15 protein-coding genes are annotated in these 18,770 nt (G+C 43.4%); 14 read left to right on the top strand and 1 reads right to left on the bottom strand.

The features are described 5' to 3' along the window. Positions 1-21: 21 nt before the first annotated feature. From G3352_RS16175 to G3352_RS16130, 10 genes are all read left to right on the top strand, one after another. Complete coding sequence (locus tag G3352_RS16175; protein WP_163758001.1) at positions 22-897, top strand: SDR family oxidoreductase; 876 nt, start codon at positions 22-24, stop codon at positions 895-897. After that, positions 894-1,973, top strand: coding sequence for an N-acetylneuraminate synthase family protein (locus G3352_RS16170; protein ID WP_163757993.1), 1,080 nt, complete (start codon positions 894-896; stop codon positions 1,971-1,973). The genes G3352_RS16175 and G3352_RS16170 overlap by 4 nt, the downstream gene beginning before the upstream one ends. Position 1,974: 1 nt before the next feature. After that, positions 1,975-2,502: a GNAT family N-acetyltransferase gene (locus G3352_RS16165; RefSeq protein WP_163757991.1), complete on the top strand. Its 528-nt coding sequence runs from the start codon at positions 1,975-1,977 to the stop codon at positions 2,500-2,502. A gap of 102 nt (positions 2,503-2,604) precedes the next feature. Then, positions 2,605-3,552 carry a GDP-mannose 4,6-dehydratase gene (locus tag G3352_RS16160; RefSeq protein WP_163757989.1) on the top strand — a complete coding sequence of 316 codons (948 nt, stop codon included), beginning with the start codon at positions 2,605-2,607 and terminating at the stop codon, positions 3,550-3,552. Positions 3,553-3,572: 20 nt separating this feature from the next. Further along, complete coding sequence (locus tag G3352_RS16155) at positions 3,573-5,567, top strand: glycosyltransferase family protein (RefSeq protein ID WP_163757987.1); 1,995 nt, start codon at positions 3,573-3,575, stop codon at positions 5,565-5,567. A gap of 214 nt (positions 5,568-5,781) precedes the next feature. Next, positions 5,782-5,979 (top strand): cold shock domain-containing protein, encoded by a 198-nt coding sequence (locus G3352_RS16150; RefSeq protein WP_024631599.1) that lies wholly within the window; start codon positions 5,782-5,784, stop codon positions 5,977-5,979. Between the two features lie 417 nt (positions 5,980-6,396). Beyond that, a complete protein-coding gene (gene hpf, locus G3352_RS16145; RefSeq protein WP_072733587.1) occupies positions 6,397-6,960 on the top strand; it encodes a ribosome hibernation-promoting factor, HPF/YfiA family in 564 nt (187 codons plus the stop codon). 973 nt (positions 6,961-7,933) lie between these two features. Then, positions 7,934-10,438: a preprotein translocase subunit SecA gene (secA, locus tag G3352_RS16140; protein ID WP_163757985.1), complete on the top strand. Its 2,505-nt coding sequence runs from the start codon at positions 7,934-7,936 to the stop codon at positions 10,436-10,438. 435 nt (positions 10,439-10,873) lie between these two features. Continuing rightward, positions 10,874-11,987, top strand: a protein-coding gene (gene prfB, locus G3352_RS16135; RefSeq protein WP_099859210.1) for a peptide chain release factor 2 whose coding sequence is annotated in 2 segments (ribosomal slippage) — positions 10,874-10,945 and positions 10,947-11,987 — 1,113 coding nt in all. Because the reading frame shifts where the segments join, the coding sequence is not laid out codon by codon here. 100 nt (positions 11,988-12,087) lie between these two features. Continuing rightward, entirely contained in the window at positions 12,088-12,993 is a 906-nt protein-coding gene (locus tag G3352_RS16130) for a YitT family protein (protein ID WP_163757983.1), read from the top strand. A 202-nt stretch (positions 12,994-13,195) separates the two neighbouring features. Here the strand turns inward: G3352_RS16130 and cls are convergent, their stop codons facing one another. Then, on the bottom strand, positions 13,196-14,644 hold the full coding sequence (gene cls, locus G3352_RS16125) for a cardiolipin synthase (protein ID WP_163757980.1): 1,449 nt from the start codon (positions 14,642-14,644) through the stop codon (positions 13,196-13,198). A 331-nt stretch (positions 14,645-14,975) separates the two neighbouring features. Between cls and argC the strand changes: the two genes are divergently transcribed. The 4 genes from argC (at position 14,976) to argB (ending at position 18,535) form a co-directional block, all read left to right on the top strand. Continuing rightward, positions 14,976-16,025, top strand: a complete 1,050-nt coding sequence (gene argC / locus G3352_RS16120) for an N-acetyl-gamma-glutamyl-phosphate reductase (protein ID WP_163757978.1) — start codon at positions 14,976-14,978, stop codon at positions 16,023-16,025. 116 nt (positions 16,026-16,141) lie between these two features. Continuing rightward, positions 16,142-17,380, top strand: coding sequence for a bifunctional glutamate N-acetyltransferase/amino-acid acetyltransferase ArgJ (argJ, locus tag G3352_RS16115; RefSeq protein ID WP_163757976.1), 1,239 nt, complete (start codon positions 16,142-16,144; stop codon positions 17,378-17,380). Between the two features lie 92 nt (positions 17,381-17,472). Then, positions 17,473-17,622 carry a hypothetical protein gene (locus G3352_RS16110; protein ID WP_163757974.1) on the top strand — a complete coding sequence of 50 codons (150 nt, stop codon included), beginning with the start codon at positions 17,473-17,475 and terminating at the stop codon, positions 17,620-17,622. A gap of 73 nt (positions 17,623-17,695) precedes the next feature. Beyond that, positions 17,696-18,535, top strand: coding sequence for an acetylglutamate kinase (argB, locus tag G3352_RS16105; protein WP_163757972.1), 840 nt, complete (start codon positions 17,696-17,698; stop codon positions 18,533-18,535). The last annotated feature ends 235 nt before the right edge of the window (positions 18,536-18,770 follow it).

Raw genomic sequence — 18,770 nt, 5'->3', positions numbered from 1 at the left:
AATTAAGGAGGTTCTCAATATATGAGAGTACTTCTATGTGGTTCCACGGGGATGCTTGGTCAAGCTATAGTAAAGGATTTTAGCAAACGTGATATTGAACTATTTACACTAGCCCGAAAAAATGCTGATATAAATATAGATCTTTTGGACGAAGGAAGTTTAAAAGAAGTTTTGAATAAGCTGGAACCAGATGTGATTATTAATACAGTGGCAATAGTGAACCTACAATTTTGCGAAAAAAACCCTGCAGATGCTTACATGTTAAATGCAAGACCTGTGGCTGTTTTTGCTAATTATGCAAGATCAAATAATAAATATCTTGTTCAGATTTCTACAGACCATTACTATTCGGATCGAGAAAATATCTTGCACGATGAATCGTCACAAGTCTCACTACTGAATGAGTATGCCAAGACAAAATTTGCGGGTGAATGCTTCGCCCTTACTGCTGAGAATAGTTTGGTGATTAGAACCAATATAGTCGGGTTTCGCGGGATAGAGACAAGGCCTACTTTTATAGAGTGGGCCTTAAATTCGCTGAAGAATAAGGAAGATATACAGCTTTTTGATAATGTTTATAGTTCAAGTATTGCCGTATCACATTTATCCCAAATTTTGTATGATTTAGTAACAAGAAAAGCAAAGGGGATTTTTAATATTGCTTCACGTGAATCGGTAAGTAAAAAAGATTTCATATTGAGTCTGGTACACAAGTTTGAATTCAGTTCACAGTATACCCGTGTGATTAGTTATCTTCCCGAAGAGCAGCTTCAAAGGTCAACTAGTATGGGACTTAATGTAATGAAGGCAGAACGCTTTTTGGGCTATTTAATGCCGGATATGGAGCAGGTTGTTAATCGGCTCTATTCAGATTATTTGGAGGTTGAGCATTCTTGAGATATGATACTTCAATTTTAATTAATGGTAAAACGATTGATGCGGAATCACCAGCATATTTCATTGCTGATATTGCAGCTAATCATGATGGGGATCTCATGAAGGCAAAGGAACTAATATGGTTGGCAAAAGAAGCTGGTGCAGATGCCGCTAAGTTTCAACACTTCAAAGCTGAAAATATAGTCAGTGACTATGGCTTCCGCGAGTTAAAAAGTGCCTTGAGCCATCAATCAGAATGGCAAAAGAGTGTTTTTGACACTTATAAGCAATATGAGTGCAATCGTGACTGGAACGAAGAACTTGCATTGACTGCAAAGGAAGCCGAGATTGACTTTATGACAACACCTTATGACTATGAAGCCATTATGATGTTGGATCGGTACATTCCCGCATATAAAATTGGATCAGGTGATATTACTTGGACTGAATTTATTGAGGAGATTTCCAAGCAAAATAAACCAGTAATATTGGCTACTGGTGCCTCATCTTTGGAAGATGTAGAGAGGGCTGTAGAAACAGCCTTGAAACATACACGTCAACTTGTACTTCTTCAGTGCAATACGAATTATACAGGGGAACTTGAAAACTTCAAGTATATCAACCTGAAGGTTCTTCAATCCTACGCGTTAAAGTACCCGCAAATGATATTAGGATTATCAGATCACACTTCTGGTCATGCCACTGTTCTGGGTGCTATTGCTCTGGGGGCCAAGGTTATAGAAAAGCATTTTACCGATGACAATTACAGGGTTGGACCAGATCATAAGTTTTCAATGAATCCTATTACTTGGAGAGAAATGATTGATAGAGCAAGAGAGCTCGAAGCATCACTAGGTGATGGTGTCAAGAGAGTAGAAGACAATGAGAAAAATACAGTTATTATTCAGAGAAGATGCTTGCGTTTAACAAAAGACTTGGAAATTGGAGATAGTATTCGGGAGGAAGATGTAGAAGCGCTACGTCCTGCTCCGCATAGCGCAATTGAGCCTCACTATAAAAAAGAGATTTTGGGTAGACGCCTAGCTGTTAGAAAAGTAAAAGGCGACGCATTATACATGGAAGATTTGGTGGAATAAGATGCTTAGAGGGAAAAGTGTTGGTTTACGTGCCATAGAAAAAGAAGATCTTACAAAACTATTGGAATGGAGAAATAATCCTGGTTTAAGGCAGTATTTTCGAGAGTATAGGGAGTTAAATCATTACAATCAAGATCAGTGGTTTGAAAGCAAAGTGATTCAAGATCCTAATACGATTATGTTCGCCATTGAGGAACTTGAAACACAACAATTATCAGGGGCCTGTGGAATCTGTTATATCGATTGGATTAATCGGAGTGCTGATTTCTCCATTTATATTGGTTCCAATAATACTTATATTGATCACTATTTAGCAAGAGATGCAGCCGAGATTCTTATTAATTATGCATTTTCAGAATTGAACTTACATCGTTTATGGTGTGAAATCTATGAGTTTGATGTGATGAAAAAAGAAATGTTAGAAAATATCGGTTTCCAATTGGATGGACGTCACAGGCAAACGCATTGGTCAAAAGGAAAGTGGAATGACTCTCTGTTTTATAGTTTATTAATAAATGATTTACATTAAATTGAAAATCGCATGGGAAATATCGGTTATTTATGTTAATAGCATCGTAAAGATCAATTTCCATACGGAAAAGTGATTGCCAATTGAATGGGAGGAAGTTTAGTGAATATTTTACTAACAGGTGGGGCTGGATTTATTGGGCGGTGGGTTGCCAAGCGTTTGCTAGATGAAGGTCATAATCTTTGGATTTTAGATGATTTATCAAATGGACGCGAATCAAACATTGCGGAATTTCAAGATCACCCTGGTCTAAAAGCTTTTGTTAAAGGAACAATCCTTGACGAGCATTTGCTTTCTGAGTTGTTTGCTAATCATAAATATTCTGTATGTTATCATCTAGGTGCTTCCATTAATGTACAGGATTCTATAGATGATCCACGGACTACTTTTAATAATGATACCGTTGGTACATTTTTTATTTTGGAACAATGTAAAAAGTTTAACACAAAGGTAGTTTTTATGAGCACATGTATGGTATATGATCGTTGCGTGAATGAAAAGGGAATTGACGAGTATCATCCGACAAAGCCAGCCTCACCTTATGCAGGAGCTAAGATCGGAGCCGAAAATATGGTGCTCTCCTATTACCATGCTTATGATTTACCAACGGTAGTAATCAGACCATTTAATACGTATGGTCCGTTTCAAAAAACCGGTGGAGAGGGCGGCGTAGTCGCTATTTTTATCAAAAATGAACTGGATGGTAAGACGTTGAATATTTATGGCTCGGGTATGCAGACACGGGATTTGCTGTATGTTGAGGATTGTGCCCGATTTGTTGCAGAGGCAGGATTTAATGATGCAGTGAACGGGGAGATTGTAAATGCAGGACTTGGCAGTGATATTTCCGTTAATGACCTAGCCAAACTTATTGTGAAAGAACCTGAACGAATCAAACATGTGGAGCATATTCATCCTCAAAGTGAAATTGAAAAGCTTCTATGCAATTCAGCAAAAGCTAAACAATTGCTGGATTGGCAACCGGAGGTATCTCTTGAAGAAGGGATTGCCCGTACAAGGCATTGGATTGCACAAGGTGGTCTTCAATAATTGGTGGGGAGAGATTTTAATTGAAAATAGCAATTTTAAAAGGAAAAGGGATTATTGCTCCCCATGTAACAGATGATTATGTTCAAGCATTTAAAGAATTAGAACATGATGTTTTGCTTGTGAACATAGATCAGGACTTTGGAAGTAGAGGCTATCAAACTATTCTTGATTTTAAACCGCAATTCATATTGGCTTACGGTTATGTTGGAATTACTAGGGATGGAAATGGATGCTTCATATGGAGAGAGGAAGGTATCCCTGTAATTTGCGTACATTATGATAATCCTTTTTTTGGACTGAATAATCAATTTTTGAATGAGTTTAAAGAATTTCCATCATTTTATTATCATTTTGTATGGGATAATTACTGTGAAAAATTAATGCGTGAAGCAGGCATTCCTAATATTTATTCAATTATGCTAGCTACCAATCCTAAAAAGTTTTATGTGGATACAAATGTTGTTACACAGGAAAGTGAGATAGCTTTTGTTGGTAGTGTCAAGGCTTTACAATCCTCAACAAATCAGCAGCATCTTGAACAACAGTTTATTGATTATGTAATTAAACAAAAAGTAAATAACTTTCATATTCCTCTTTATGATGTGTGTATGAAAGCATTGTCAATGTCAAAATTTCAGCCTGTTCAGCTTCTTTATAAAAACTATTCGGAATTATTTTGGATGAATATCTATTATCCCATTCATTCCAGAGGAAGCTCTATCTTCAGAAAACACATATTAGGAAGTCTCGGTGGAGTGGATATGCATGTTTATGGTGCTGAAGAAAAACTGAACGAGAGCACTATTGTTCATTCGGCAGTTCCTTACAATGAACTATCAATGATTTACCAAAAGCATGCTGTTAACTTGAATATTTCTTCACTCCAATTAGAAACTTCTGTAAACAATCGGGTGTTTGATGTGTTTGCTTCTAAAGGTTTTGTATTAAGTGATTATAAAAAGGATATGGAGCGCGTTTTTCCAGGGGTGTGGGAAGCAATAACTTTTCAAGACCTGAATGATTTACTCATAAAAGCTGACTATTACTTGACGCATAAAAAAGAAAGAGATGAGTTAGTTGCAGAATTATATAATCATATACTGGAGGAGCACACCTATAAACATAGAGCTGCTGAGATTCTCAAGGTCATAAGTTTGAATGATTCTCTAAGGGACAACGTACAAAAAAAATCAAGTGATCATGATCACAAAGAGCATTATAAGGAACTAATGGATAGTTGTCCAATCTGTGATGGTAAGGATTATACCCAACTATATAAAATTCTAGGGCATAGGGAATTTGAGAGCAATTTACATCGTTGTTCAGCTTGTGGAGCAGTGTTTATGAACCCACAACCCACTGAAGAGTACTTGAATTGGTTCTATCAAAATATTTACTATTCAGAAGAACCTCGAAAAAAAATGGGATGGGATACCGAAATTTCAAATGTAACTTCAGGAATGTTACGTAGTTATGAGATGCGCATGGATCTTGTAGAATCTTTTGCTGATCAGACTCGTTTTCCAAGGGGGACACTGCTTGATATTGGATGTTCTACGGGACATTTCTTGGCCGAAGCTCAATTTCGTTATTGGTCAGTTCAAGGAATTGAAATTTCCGAGAGTGCGGCCAATGAAGGAAGAAAGAAGTACGGATTAAATATTGTTACTGGAGAAATAAATGATGATATATTTGAAAATGGAAGTTTTGATGTGGTTACAGCGTGGGACGTATTAGAACATATACCTACTCCTCATGCTTTTATGGAGAATATAAAACGTGTCTTGAAGAAAGACGGACTATTTGTCGCGAACACCCCAAATGTAAATTCCAGTGCAAGTTTTCATTCGGGCAGTAAGTGGAGACATTTAGATCCACCTCTTCATGTTATTCTATATGATCACATATCACTTAGGATCCTCATGAAGATGCATGGTTTCGAAATACTTAAAATATCTTCAGGACCTGAGTACCTAGGGCAGTTGCAAATTATCGCGAAGAAAACAACAGATTAACTTAAATGTAATAAAGGTTGCTATTTGTGTATGGAAAAGAATTCTTATCAAGGAAAAAATTCAACACAATCCCCAATTAATCTACAAAAAAATTCCAAGAAAACATTTACTTTACCAATTGACAATGGATAACTTTGGATGGTATTATCTGAGTTGTGGGCAAGGGTCTTTGACACAACCTCACTTCATTTGATGACGAAGGGAATGTTAGTGCATGCAAGGTAAAGTAAAATGGTTCAACGCAGAAAAAGGTTACGGTTTCATTGAAACTGAAGACGGCGGCGACGTATTTGTACATTTCTCCGCAATTCAATCCGAAGGGTTCAAAACTTTGGAAGAAGGTCAATCCGTAGAATTCGACATCGTCGAAGGCGCGCGTGGACCGCAAGCAGCTAACGTAATCAAATTATAATCATCCGGACAATCCGACCTACATATATGGTTAGATGGTTACCAATTGAATTATCGCTAGCATCAGACTCCGGTTTTTCCGGGGTCTTTTTTTGTTTTAATAGATTCAAAATTTGAGAATCAGCTGAGGAACATTATTCTTATGAATTTGATAGATTCAAGACATAGTTCCTATTCATTTTACATAATAGATTGAAGGAGCTCGGAAACGGTTAATTACATCATCAAGCGCCTATTAAGACCATCCATGTTAATTAACGATTATGCCTCAAAATGGTGAAATATCGCGAAATATGGCGGTAAGCCTATGTTGGTTGATGTGACTTGAACAGATGTCATTATTCGGTCACCGGGAGTTTTTACATGGCGCTTACATTCGTGTTATAATGAAGTGGCAAAGGAAAAGGAGGAGTGCCCTATGAATTTAAGTATTCGAGGTCAACAAATCGAGGTTACCGATGCTTTGAAGGATTATGTCGACAAAAAGTTGAGTAGACTCGAGAAGTATTTCGATGCACCCCTTAACTCTGACGGTGCTGTTACCCTGAGCACGACGAGAGGCTTGCATACAGTAGAGGTGACGATCCCTTTGAAAGGCATTGTGCTCCGCGCCGAGGATGAGAGCGACGATATGTACGCTTCCATTGACTCCGTGGTGGACAAGCTGGAACGTCAGATCCGTAAACACAAAACGAAAATTAACCGTAAGTTCCGCCAGGAAGGCAGCCTGAAAACGCTCTTCGTCGAAGATCCGACAGGTACAGTGGCTACCGCTGAACTGGATACGGAGACCGAAGATGATGACCTGGAAGTGGTACGCACGAAACGGTTTATGTTGAAACCAATGGACGTGGAAGAGGCTATCCTCCAAATGAACATGGTCGGCCACAATTTCTTCGTATTCTCCAACATTGAGAACGAAGAAGTCAGCGTTGTGTACAAACGGAACGATGGTAAATACGGTTTGATTGAACAAGGTTAAACCAATGAATTGAAATGAAAAATGATTCCTTAATGATAACGAATGAAGACAGGGATACTTTGGATTCCTGTATTGGGTTAAACTAACAAGAGCCTCCATCCTTTATGGGATGGGGCTCTTTTGTGCGTAGTGGAGCTGGAAAAAAGTCGTTGAAGCAAGATTGTGAAACTATTTCCCATGCTACTGCGTCTAATAGATAGTAGGAATGAGACCAATCCGTGCAAAGTGAATGCAAAATTATAAGTACTTGCGGAGAAGTCGTTAAAGATGTAATCTTTTTCTCTATATTGAGATTTTCATCCAAATTTACCACCAAAATTCGTTAACATGCCTTATCTAACTGGAAAATGAAACGATAGAATCAAGGGCTTCCGCTAACGACTATGATTTTTTGCACTTAAACTCCATCTGAGAGGCTTCAGAAGTTCAAAGAAGTGTGCCGTGGCGTGTTGCGGCGACCCTTACAAACTGTTACAATTTATGCAAGAGAATCATTGTCCTGATGAGGAATTGTCAACGAATGATCGCTAATCATAATCAATGACAGGCACAGCACCATGAACATGATTCATAAGGCTCGGTATTCGGCTTATTTCTAATAACCGGATCCGGTTGAATACCGAATCAGCTTCATGAGGAACCTTGGCAAGCCTGGAGTTGATTCATCTTATATTATTATTTTTCATATAATTTGAATTTGATTTTTACACGGATGACGAAGAGGGCAGAAATGACCTGTAGAAGCGAAGCGTTCGCCTTTATCCCCAGATTTCTACCTCTGAGAAGGAGTTAAAGAAATCGGGGGATAACAGCGATCGGAAGGACATTCTGCCAGCTGAGTAATGGAGTGTAACCTTCAGTAAGCTCAAATTATATCGTTTGTCACCCCCGGGCAAGTGGATACATATCCATCCGATGGTGTCGCGTGGCGGCAGCAGGGGGTCTATTCTGTTTTGCACGAAAGGGGTATACCATGCTAGGACTTGTCAAAAAGATCTTCGGCGACATGAACGAACGTGATGTTAAACGTCTGATGAAGACAGTCGATGTGATCAATAAACTGGAACCACAATTTCAGGCTTTGTCTGATGAACAACTGAAATCCAAAACGGAGGAATTCCGGGCCCGCATTGAAAAGGGAGAAACAACAGATGAACTTCTTCCTGAAGCATTTGCAACCGTACGTGAGGCATCTCGCCGTGTACTGGGCAAACGTCACTATGACGTGCAGATGCTCGGAGGCATTGCCCTGCATGAAGGCCGGATTTCAGAGATGAAGACGGGTGAAGGTAAGACACTGGTGGGAACACTCCCGGTATACCTGAATGCATTGACGTCCAAAGGTGTACACGTGGTAACAGTCAATGATTATTTGGCTCAACGGGATAGCCAGGAAATGGGACAAATTTATGAATTCATGGGCATGACGGTAGGGGTTAACCTGAGCGGTATGGACCATGCTTTGAAACAACATGCTTATGCATGTGATATTACGTACGGAACGAATAATGAATTTGGCTTTGACTATCTGCGTGACAACATGGTGTTGTACAAAGAGCAGATGGTACAACGTCCATTGTTCTTCTGTATCATTGATGAAGTGGACTCCATTCTGGTCGATGAGGCACGTACACCTCTGATCATTTCCGGACAAGCTCAGAAATCGACGGATCTGTACTATGCAGCTGACCGTTTCGTGAAACGTCTGGTTCCAGAAGAAGACTTTACGGTGGACATCAAGGTGAAATCCGTAGCTTTGACTGAAGCTGGTGTGGCGAAGGCGGAGAAGGCTTTTGGTATCGAAAACTTGTATGATCATGCCAATGTTACGCTTAACCATCACATCGTACAGGGATTGAAAGCCAACGTAATCATGCGTCGTGACGTTGACTATGTGGTGAGTGATGAAGAAGTACTGATCGTCGATGAGTTCACAGGCCGTCTGATGGCAGGACGTCGTTATAGCGATGGATTGCACCAAGCGATCGAAGCCAAAGAAGGCATTGAAGTACAGAACGAGAGCATGACTCTTGCTACAATTACATTCCAGAACTATTTCCGGATGTACCGCAAGCTTGCGGGAATGACGGGTACAGCGAAGACCGAGGAAGAAGAATTCAAAAAAATCTACGGTCTCGAAGTATTGCAGATTCCAACCAACCGTCCAAACAAACGGGATGATATGGCTGATGTGGTGTACAAGAGCATCGATGGCAAGTTCAACGCGGTTGTGGAAGAAATCGTGGCACGTCACAGCAAGAACCAGCCTGTTCTGGTGGGTACGGTTTCCATCGAAAACTCCGAGCGTATTTCCGATATGCTGAAACGCCGTGGTGTCCGTCACCAGGTATTGAATGCCAAATATCACGCTGAAGAAGCGGAAATCATCACAGGAGCTGGACAAGCTGGTGCAGTAACGATTGCAACCAACATGGCTGGACGGGGTACGGATATTATCTTGGGCGAAGGTGTAGCTGAAGTGGGCGGCCTTCATATCATTGGTACAGAGCGTCACGAATCCCGCCGGATTGATAACCAGCTGCGTGGACGTGCAGGACGTCAGGGTGACCCGGGTTCTACACAGTTCTACTTGTCACTGGGTGATGAGCTGATGAGACGTTTCGGTGCAGACAATGTACTGAACATGATGGAGCGTCTTGGTTTTGAAGAAGACCAACCGATTGAGAGCCGGATGATTACCCGTGCAGTAGAGTCGGCACAAAAACGGGTTGAAGGTAATAACTTCGACGTACGTAAAGTCGTTCTCCAATATGATGATGTCATGAACCAACAACGTGAAATTATATATAAACAGCGTCGCGAGGTGCTGGAGTCCGAGAATATTAAACAGATCGTTATGGATATGATCAAGCCTTCCATTGAACGTATCGTGGAAGCTCATTGCAGTGATGATATTCCGGAAAACTGGGAACTGCAGGAAGTTGCCGACTACATGAACAGCAAATTGCTGGATGAAGGCTCAGTAACGAAAGATGATCTGTGGGGCAAAGAAGCAGAAGAGATTATCGACTACCTGTTTGAGAAAGTTCAGAACAAGTACAATGCACGTGAAGAGCGAATCGGTGAAGAGATGGTTCGTGAATTCGAGAAAGTGGTTGTGCTTCGCGCAGTAGATAGCAAATGGATGGATCATATTGATGCGATGGATCAATTGCGTCAAGGTATCCACCTTCGTGCCTACGGCGGTACAGATCCACTGCGTGAGTACCAGTTCGAAGGCTTCGAAATGTTCCATCAGATGATCGCTTCGATTCAGGAAGAAGTGGCAACCTATGTGATGAGAGCACAAATCGAGAGCAATCAGGAGCGTCAAGCGGTTGTTGACGAAAGTCAGATCTCGACAAGCGGCGAACCTACGGAGAAACGTCCGGTAAAAGTGTCTGACCAAATCGGACGCAACGATGCTTGTCCATGTGGCAGCGGCAAAAAGTTTAAACACTGCCACGGTCAAGAGTAGACTCTCTTATATTACCCTGTGTATAAGTTGGATCTGAATTTTTTACACCATAACGGAGAGTGCGGAAGCAATCTGGAGAAGCTACGCGTTCGCCTTTATCACCGGATTTTTCCCTTGTGAGAGGGAATCGAGAAAATCTGGGGATAAGAGCGATCGGAAGATGCTACTGCAATTGGAGTGGTAAGGTGTAACGAATGCTGGCTCAACTTAAATAGAATGACATGAACGGCTCCTTGCAGCCGGGTATTCCAAATGATCAAGTGAAGGATGCATAACCTGTAATTGGTGCATAGTTATAACTATGTGACCAAGATCATGGAGAAGGGGATTGCCGACATAAAGGTAACCTAGACTCCAAGGTGAAGCATCGGATACTTGATCTGGAGGAATGCCCTGGATGCGGGGAGCTTATCTTAATGAAAAGAGGAATTGCACATGATCGATCCAAGCGTGAAGCAGGACCTGCGTGAAATAGGCAAGAAACTAACAAATCTTAGGGGGTCTCTTTGACTTAGATCTTAAGCAAGAGATGATTGAGAACTTCGAAGTGAAAATGTCCGCCCCGGATTTCTGGGATGATAATGATAAGGCACAATCCTTAATCGCCGAGCTGAACGCGGTGAAGGGATCTGTGGATCAATACACCAAGCTGCAGCAGGATTATGATGATGCGGTCATGATGGCAGAACTGGCTGACGAAGAAGGCGATGATGATCTGGCTGTGGAGATCGGCAACAGCGTGACAGCCATCGTGAGCAAGGTAGAAGAGTTCGAGCTACAACTTCTCCTGAATCAGCCTTATGACAAGATGAATGCCATTCTCGAGCTTCACCCTGGTGCTGGTGGTACCGAGTCACAGGACTGGGGACAGATGCTGATGCGAATGTATACACGCTGGGCCGAGAAACGTGGCTTCAAGGTTGAGGTGCTGGATTATCTGGCAGGAGATGAAGCAGGAATCAAGAGTGTCACGCTATCCATCAAGGGTCACAATGCTTATGGGTATCTGAAAGCCGAAAAGGGTGTCCACCGATTGGTGCGGATCTCACCTTTTGACTCCTCAGGACGCAGGCATACTTCCTTCGTATCCTGTGATGTGGTTCCTGAGATTGATGACACGATTGAATTGGACATTCGAACAGAAGATCTCAAGATCGATACGTACCGTGCGAGCGGCGCGGGTGGACAGCATATCAATACCACCGACTCAGCTGTACGGATTACTCACCTTCCAACAGGTGTGGTTGTAACGTGTCAGAATGAACGGTCACAGATTAAGAACCGTGAGCGAGCGATGACGATGCTTCGTTCCAAATTGTATGAACGTAAAATCGAAGAACAAAAACAACAGCTGGACGAAATCCGAGGAGAACAGTCGGATATTGCGTGGGGTAGCCAGATTCGGTCCTATGTGTTCCATCCCTATAGTATGGTAAAGGATCACCGTACGAGCGTGGAGACTGGAAACACAGGAGCAGTAATGGATGGCGACCTCGATGGATTCATCGATGGTTATTTGCGCAGCCAGATTAAAGTAGATACCGATTAATCAAAAGTTCCTGTATAGACCCGATACGTGTAGGCGTATGCTGGGTGTATACAGGGGCTTTTTTTTGAGCATATATACAAAAAAAGGAGAGCAAGATGACATGCAACAGCAACAACTGTTAAACAATAACCGCAAGAAGAGGCTAACCACGCTCATTCCCCTGAACGGCCCATGGAGAAACGTTGTAGATACCGTATCCATTATTTTAGGTTCGTTTTTGATTGCCGTGGCCTTTAATTTATTTTTACTTCCGAACCAGATTGCTTCAGGCGGAGTATCCGGATTATCAATATTGGGCAAACATTGGCTGGGACTTGAGCCGGCATACACCCAGTGGGCTATTAATATTCCACTTCTGATCGCGGGTTTTCTCCTGATTGGCAAGCAGTATGGGATACGTTCTGTACTCGGCAGCATTGTACTGCCGCTGTTTGTATACCTCACGAAAGACTGGGCCATTCCAACAACGAATCCACTACTTGGTTCACTCTATGGAGGAATTGGGGTTGGTCTCGGGATTGGAATCGTGTATCGGGGTAGAGGTTCAACAGGGGGCATGAGCATTCTGGCCAGGATCGTACAAAAATATAGTGGACTGAGTTACTCTCTTTGCGTTGTGATGATGGATGCTACGGTCATTATAATGGCTGCCTTTGTATTGTCATTGGAGCAGTCACTCTTTGCTCTAATCGGGTTATACGTTACCGGAAAAGTCATTGATGCCGTCGAGATGGGGCTTGGTAACTCGAAGGTAGCTTATATTATTTCCAACCAGACCGAACCGATTACGAAGGTGATTCTGGATGATCTGGATCGGGGACTGACGAAGCTGGAGGCAAAAGGTGGTTACACCGACGATCAGCGAACTGTACTGATGGTGGTGGTCGGACAGAATGAGGTGCCTAGACTGAAAGCATTGATCCGGTCCGTGGACCCGGGGGCTTTTGTCATTATTAGCAATGCACATGAAGTACTGGGCGAAGGCTTTAAGCGTGGGGAATTGTAAGGTACAGCGAGTAGGGCACTCTATAAATCAAACTTAACATTCACATGATAAAGGAGAGCAGTGTAGAGGTCATTCGTTAACTTATAATAAGAAAAAATTTATAATCTAAAAAAGCAGGTACTCCTTCACCAGACATGGCTGGAAAGGAAGCACCTGCTTTTTGTTCTTCTTTTGAATGATAATCCTACTACTACTACTGTATCTACAGAATCGGAGACAGCAGACGAGAAATCGCTTCTTTAAATTTGATCTTCACACTGCGTTTATTATATTCTTCCAGCGTCATCTCACGGGATACAAGAAGATCATGTTCAAACGTCTGCACAAGAGTAGTCGCAATCGCCTCATCATACATAAATGCATTTACCTCAAAGTTCAATCGGAAGCTGCGGTAATCAATATTAGCGGTTCCCACAGATGCGACCATACTGTCGATAATGAGCGTTTTGGCATGAATAAAGCCGTTATCGTAGATGAACACGGTTGCTCCCACTTTTAACAACTCACCGATATAAGATAGCGTAGCCCAATATACAAAGGCGTGATCCGGTTTATTTGGAATCATAATGCGAACATCGATTCCTGACAGGCACGCAAGACGAATGGCTTCGAATACACTGGCATCTGGAATAAAATAAGGCGTCTGAATCAGAATGGAATGTTTGGCTCCATTAATCATTTTCAAATAACTGTTCTTGATATGCTCTGTCTCTGCATCCGGTCCGCTAGATACAATCTGCATAGCAGTTGTTCCTGTGCCCTCAATATGAGGGAAATGCGCCGGAACATATGGTGTATCGTGCTGCTTAGACGCTTCATTCCAATCGAGAAGAAAACGGGTCTGAAGAGCATGAACAGCATTACCCTGAATACGCAAATGAGTATCACGCCAGTAACCAAACTTGGAATTCAAGCCGAGATATTCATCCCCTACATTAAACCCGCCTGTATATCCAAGGTTGCCATCAATGATGACGATTTTACGGTGATTTCGGTAGTTCATACGCAGGTTAATCAGACTGAATTTGGATGGGAAAAAGACTTCAACCAAACCGCCTGCTTCGCGCAATTCTTTGAAAAAGCGTTTGGATACCCGCCGCGATCCCAGTGCGTCATACAGCAGACGAACTTTGACACCTTCGCGCGCTTTACGGATGAGTGCATCCCGGATTCTTTTACCGAGTCGGTCGCCTCTATAAATGTAATATTGCACGTGAACATGATCTTTCGCTGCCTCGATATCATCGAGCAACCGCTGAAATTTGTCTGTTCCGTCGGTAATAATCTCGACCGCATTGTCTTCTGTCAACAGAGCATCGTTTTGCTTCAGGTTCATATAAATCATGTCCTGACTACTCTCTGTCGCTTGATTACGGAAAGGTGTTCTATTGTCTTGCAGCTGTGCAAGCTGGGCAGCAATACGTTCTTCAAGCCCAAGCTTCTTGCGCTCTTTCCACTGGAAAAGTCGGTAGCGCGTCAGGTTTTGCCCTGTTAATAAGTAGAGTACAAACCCGAACACCGGAATAAAGTTCAAGACGAGCAGCCAAGCCCAGGATGCACTGGCATCCTTTCGTTCGAAGAAAACGACCGCTGCAGCGAAAATAATATTCAGGCCCAGGAGTATAACAAGTAAAATGGATTCGATATGCACTGTAGTCCCCCATGTCTCATAATGACCATCATGAATCCATTCATAAACCCTTCCTCGTGTAGATTGATTATGAATTAGACCCTAGGTTGTAATGTTTCCTATAATACGTATTTTAGCAGAAGTATCCGGGTTCGTCCGCAGATGTTGGAAAGATATGTTCGGAAGCGATGAGAATCCATGTAAAATTGATGATAGAGTGTTGTATTTATATAACTAGAGTCGTATAATAATACACAAATATGCATAGAAGCGACGGAATTGCTGTATGAAAGCTCATTGGGAGCAGGAGAACAGTATAAGTAGCGCATACGACAAGATTGGGGGAGCGAGAGTGAATAAAAAATTAAAAGTGGCAATCGTCGGTTCCACCGGCTACGGCGGGGTGGAACTGATTCGTTTTTTCCAGAACCATCCGCAGGTTGAAATTACTTCGGTAATCTCTTCATCCAGCAGTGGTGAGTCCATCGCAGATGGATTCCCGCATTTGACGGAAGTGATTCAGAGGCCACTCGACGGCGTAGACCCGGCTGAGATCGCAAGTCGTGCAGATCTGGTGTTCACAGCAACCCCGTCTGGTGTAAGCGCAAAGCTCGTTCCGAGTCTGCTTGAAGCAGGTCTTAAGGTCATTGATCTGTCTGGAGATTTCAGACTCAAGGATGGAACGGTGTATGAAGAGTGGTATAAACATCCGGCACCATCTGCTTCATTGCTGGAACAGGCGGTATACGGCATGGCAGAGGTGTATGGCGACGAAGTGAAGGGCAAAAACTTTATTTCCAACCCAGGCTGTTACCCAACGGCTACGTTACTCGGATTGATTCCAGCTGTTGAGGCAGGTTGGATTGACCCTTCCAGTATCATCATTGATGCCAAATCCGGCGTATCGGGTGCGGGACGGGGAACAAGTCTGACGAATCATTATGCAGAAATGAATGAGAATTTCAAAGCATATAAACTGAACAAACATCAGCATATTCCCGAAATTGAGCAAGTGCTGGGAAATATCACTGGATCTCCAGTCACAGTAACGTTCACAACTCAACTGGTGCCGATGACTCGCGGAATCATGAGTACGATGTATGCCAATCTAACTGGTGAACATAGTGACCGTGAAATCGTTGATCTGTACCGTAAATATTATGAAAATCGTCCGTTCGTGCGTGTACGTGAGCCGGGGATCTGGCCTTCAACGAAGGAAGTGTACGGATCGAACTATTGTGACATTGGATTTGCGGCTGATCCTCGTACAGGTCGTTTGACGATTATTTCGGTCATCGACAACCTGGTGAAAGGTGCATCCGGGCAAGCCATTCAAAATATGAACCTGATGATGGGATGGGAGGAGAACCTCGGGCTGAACATGACGCCGGTATATCCATAAGGTTTGAATCATTGGGAGTGCGCTTAGACGCACTCTCGAAACCATGTGAGGAAGACGGATCAGGCAAAGCAAGCGGACAATCGGCATGCAGCCGAACGCATAACGGGGGATAACATATGGGAACGAATGTGGAGCAAAAGGCTTTTACTATTGTTGAGAACGGAACGATTGTAACCCCGCGCGGGTTCACTGCTGGTGGACTGCACTGCGGATTGAAAAAAACGTCTCGTAACGACATCGGAGCGATTCGCTGTGATGTGCCGGCAACTGCAGCTGCGGTGTATACAACGAACGTATTCCAAGCCGCACCTCTGAAAGTCACACGTGAGAGCTTAAGCAATGGACGCCTTCAGGCAGTCATCGTGAACAGCGGGAATGCCAATGCATGTACTGGACAACAAGGTGAAGAGGATGCATACGCCATGCGTACGGCGGCCGCACGTGAATTGGGGGTAGCAGAAGAGGATGTTGCTGTCGCTTCTACAGGTGTCATTGGTGAATTGCTGAAGATGGACGCTGTACACTCGGGGATTAGCGGACTTCCGGCACGTTTGGGCAAGGAAGCAGAAGAGGCGGAGCATTTTTCCCAAGCTATTCTGACAACCGATTTGGTGAAAAAGGAAGCCTGCGTCTCCGTTGAGGTGAACGGCAAAACGATTACGATTGCTGGTGCTGCCAAGGGATCGGGGATGATTCATCCGAATATGGCGACCATGCTGGCATTTATGACTTCTGATGCGGTCATTAGTGCAGAAGCGTTGCAGCGCCTGCTGCGTCAGGCGACGAATCATACATTTAACATGATTACAGTGGATGGAGATACAAGCACGAACGACATGCTTGTAGCAATGTCCAGCGGTCTGGCAGGGAACGAAGAACTGACCGTGGAACATCCGGATTGGGATGCTTTTGCTGCCGGATTCACTTATGTGTGCGAAGTGCTTGCCAAAGCCATTGCGCGCGATGGCGAAGGAGCAACCAAGCTGGTAGAAGTACAGGTAACGGGTGCGGTAAGTGATGAATCCGCGCAAGCTATTGCAAAGACCGTCATTGGATCCAGCCTGGTGAAATCCGCGATGTTTGGTGCGGATGCCAACTGGGGACGCATTATTGCAGCCGTAGGGCGCGCGGGACAGCCCGTGAACCCGGAAACGGTTGATATCCGTCTAGGAGATATCTCTGTTCTCGCTCAATCCCGTCCAGTCATATTCGACGAAGAAGCGGCGCTGGCCTACTTGCAGACGGATACCGTACGGATTGTGGTCGATCTGCACCACGGCGAGGGTACAGCCATTGCATGGGGCTGTGACCTGACGTATGACTATGTACGAATTAACGCGGCATACCGCACTTAATATTTTGTGGTTAGTTTTAGTTAATCTAGCAGCTTCATTATTGAAAAGCTGCTTTACAAAAATATGTAGAACATCTATAAGGATTAAACTTTTTGAGTTTGATCATTGACGGGGATAGTGAAAAAGTCGGAATCGATTCTGTAGAAGCGAAGCGTGCGCCTTTGTCTCCGGGTTTTCCCTTTAAAAAGGGAATCAAAAAACCTGGAGACAACAGCGATCAAAAGAACGATCCGAATTTGTAACGGCTAGACCCGTCTAATATGGATTTATTAAGTGTTAGGCCATTTAGAATATTTGAACGAAAGGAGTGCCCTCATGACTTCAACATTGCAAAATGAGAGTACCGGAACTGCAGCAGGTGCCGAGAAGCAGACGTTTGTAATGAAATGCGGAGGCAGCACGCTGGCGGCGTTGCCTGAATCCTTTTTTGCAGATCTGCGTGACTTGCAGTCCCAGAGAACTCAGCCTGTCATCGTACATGGCGGCGGTCCTGCGATCTCGGATAACTTGGCGAAGCTGGGCATTGAGACCGAGTTTGTGAACGGATTGCGTAAAACAACGGAACCCGTGCTGGACGTCGTGGAGATGGTTCTTGCGGGGAGTATTAACAAACAGATCGTACGTTTAATCCAACGTGTTGGTGGACGTGCGCTGGGATTGTCGGGTGTGGACGGTGGTTTGATCCAGGCGAAACCGGTTAGCAACCACGCAGAGATCGGTTGGGTAGGTGACGTGACGGGCGTTAACGCGGAGATTATTCAAGGTATTGTGGGAATGGGCTATATGCCAGTTATCGCACCAGTTGGTGTGGATGCATCCGGTCAGCGTTATAACATCAATGCGGATACAGCCGCAGGCGCGGTAGCTTCCCATCTCGGAGTGAGCCGGATGATCGTAGTGACTGATGTTCCTGGCATTATGAAGAATGTAGGCGGCGAGAAAAAAGTACTACCATCCGTCTCTGTACAAGAGATCGAGGATATGATCCAAACCGGAGAAATCTATGGCGGCATGATTCCAAAGGTGCGTGCAGCCATCGCTTGTATTCACGGCAAAGTGCGTGAGGTCATCATCGTAGATGGCAGCGAACCACAGATCCTGAGCCGTGTGCTTGGCGGAGAAACGATCGGAACCCGAATTATCCGTATGCAATAATTTGCTCTCAATGCGCTAGAGTCTTAATAGTCTTATATTATATAAAAAAATATGTACACGATTTTTGTGAATCTGGCATAGCACGATAAGGAAGAGTGCAGAACCAATCTGAAGAAACAAAAATGCGAGAACGGAGAGGACAGAAATAACCTGAAGAAGCGGAGCGTGCGCCTTTATCACTGGATTTCCACCTTTAAAAATTTATTAAAGAAATCTGGGGATAACAGCGATCGGA

The organism is Paenibacillus sp. ALJ109b (assembly GCF_010747435.1).
In the GTDB taxonomy this organism is placed as follows: Bacteria; Bacillota; Bacilli; order Paenibacillales; family Paenibacillaceae; genus Paenibacillus; species Paenibacillus taichungensis.
Note: the sequence above shows the minus strand (reverse complement) of the source record. Positions and strands in the feature narration are given on the sequence as shown.